Source organism: Streptomyces flavotricini (assembly GCF_020639365.1).
Classification (GTDB): Bacteria; Actinomycetota; Actinomycetes; order Streptomycetales; family Streptomycetaceae; genus Streptomyces; species Streptomyces flavotricini.
The window spans coordinates 1-2,141 of sequence record NZ_JAINUL010000015.1 but is presented as its reverse complement, the minus strand read 5'-3'; the positions used below and the strand labels follow the sequence as shown (position 1 = coordinate 2,141).

The following is a 2,141-nucleotide window of genomic DNA, read 5'->3' as shown; positions in this document are numbered from 1 at the left end:
CGGCTGGTCAGGACCAGGTGGCCGGCACCGTGTTCGGTGACCAGGTGCCGGGCCAGGTGGGCGCCGATGCCGCCGGTGCCGCCGGTGATCAGGACGGTGCCCGCAGGGTCGAGGGCCGGCGCGTCGGCGACCGCGTCGGCGACCGCGTCCGTGACCGGGGCCAGGCGCGGGACCAGGAGGCCCGCTTCGCGTACGGCGCTCTCCGGCTCGGCGGAGGCGATGACCGCCGCCAGGCCCTCGAAGCCGGCGCCGCCCGCCGGAAGGTCGGTGAGCCGGATGCGGCCCGGGTTCTCCGCCTGGGCGGCGCGTACGAGACCCCACACCGGGGCCTGCACCACGTCGACGCCCTCCCCGCGTTCGGCGGCCACCGCGCCGCGGGTCGCCACGACCAGCGTGGACTCCTCGAACCGCGGGTCGGCCAGCCACTCCTGGACGGCGCTGAGGGTGTCACCCACGACCGAGCGCACGGCCTCCGGGACGGGGCCGCCGGCCCGCGGGACCGGGAAGACCACCGCGCCCGACACCGGGCCCGCGGGCACCTCGTCCCACATCTGGAAACCGGGGCCGGCGGCCGGAGCGGCCAGCGGGCGCCATGCGATCTCGAACAGCGTGTCCTGCCGGCCGCCGCCGAGCTGCTCCTCGGAGACCGGGCGGAACGTCAGCGAGCCGATGGAGGCCACCGGGGCGCCGCCGCGGTCCGCGAGGTCCAGCGAGAGGTTGTTCTCGCCGTGCTTGGTGATCCGCACCCGCAGCGAGGTGGCGCCGACCGCGTGCAGGGCCACGTCCGACCAGGAGAAGGGCAGCTCCGTCTGCTCCTCTCCGGTGACTCCCTCGCCGACCCCGAGCGCGTGCATCGTGGCGTCGAGGAGGGCCGGGTGCAGCCCGAAGAGGGCGGCGTCCTCGTGCGCTTCCTCGGGCAGTTCGATCTCGGCGTACACCGAGTCGCCCTCGCGCCAGGCGGCCTTGAGTCCCTGGAACACCGGCCCGTAGTCGTAGCCCTGCCGGAAGAGGAGCTCGTACGCGTCGCTCACGCGCACCTCCTGCGCACCGGCCGGCGGCCACGCGGTCAGGTCGGCGCCGGCGGCGGTGGGGGCCGTCCCCAGCAGACCCTCGGCGTGCAGCAGCCACGGGGTGTCGGGCAGGGCGTCCTGGTGCCGCGAGTGGATGCGGATCGTACGGCGGCCCAGGTCGTCGGGGCCGACGGAGACCTGGAGGGCGACCCCGCCGCGCTCGGGCAGCACGAGCGGCGCCTGGAGGACGAGCTCCTCCAGGGCCGGGTAGCCGACCTGCGCACCGGCGTGCAGGGCGAGTTCGACGAAGCCGGTGCCGGGCAGGAGCACGGTGCCCAGGACGTCGTGGTCGGCCAGCCAGCCGTGGGTGTCGACGGAGAGGCGGCCCGTGAAGGTCACCCCGTCCGTGTCGGGGGAGGGGATGACCGCGCCGAGCAGCGGGTGGCCGGCCGGGGTCAGGCCGAAGGCGGAGGCGTCCCCGCCGAGCGGGTTCTCGATGATCCAGTACCGCTCCCGCTGGAAGGGGTACGTGGGCAGGGCCACGGGCCGGGCCGCGGTGCCCTCGTAGAAGGCGGCCCAGTCCACGCGGGCGCCCCCGGCGTGCAGGTGCGCCAGGGCGGTCAGCAGGGTGCGGGACTCGGGGCGGTTCTTGCGCAGCACCGGCTCGATGATCGCGTCATCGCTGTCCAGCGTGGTCCGGGTGAGCGCGGTCAGGATCGCGTCGGGGCCCAGCTCGATGAACCGGGTGACGCCCTTCGCCGCCAGGTGCCGCACGGCGTCGGTGAAGCGGACCGCCTCGCGGACGTGGCGCACCCAATAGGCGGGCGAGGCCAGATCGGCGTCCGTGGCGAGCAGGCCGGTCACGTTGGAGACGATCGGGATCAGCGCCGGCCGGTACGTGACGCTCTGCGCGACCAGGTGGAACTCGGCGAGCGCCGGCTCGACCAGCGGGGAGTGGAAGGCGTGCGAGACGCGGAGCCGGGTCGTCTTGCGGCCCAGCTGGGTGAACTCGGCCTGGATCGCCTCGACGGCCTCTTCGGCACCCGACACCACGATCGAACGCGGACTGTTGATCGCCGCGATGCCGACCACGTCGGAGACGTACGGGAGGAGTTCCTCCTCGGTGGCTTC

General features: G+C 74.8%; 1 protein-coding gene. It reads right to left on the bottom strand.

Going from position 1 to position 2,141, the window contains the following annotated elements:
• On the bottom strand, positions 1-2,141 hold a 2,141-nt coding region (locus tag K7B10_RS40125), incomplete at both ends, for a SpnB-like Rossmann fold domain-containing protein (protein ID WP_229345922.1).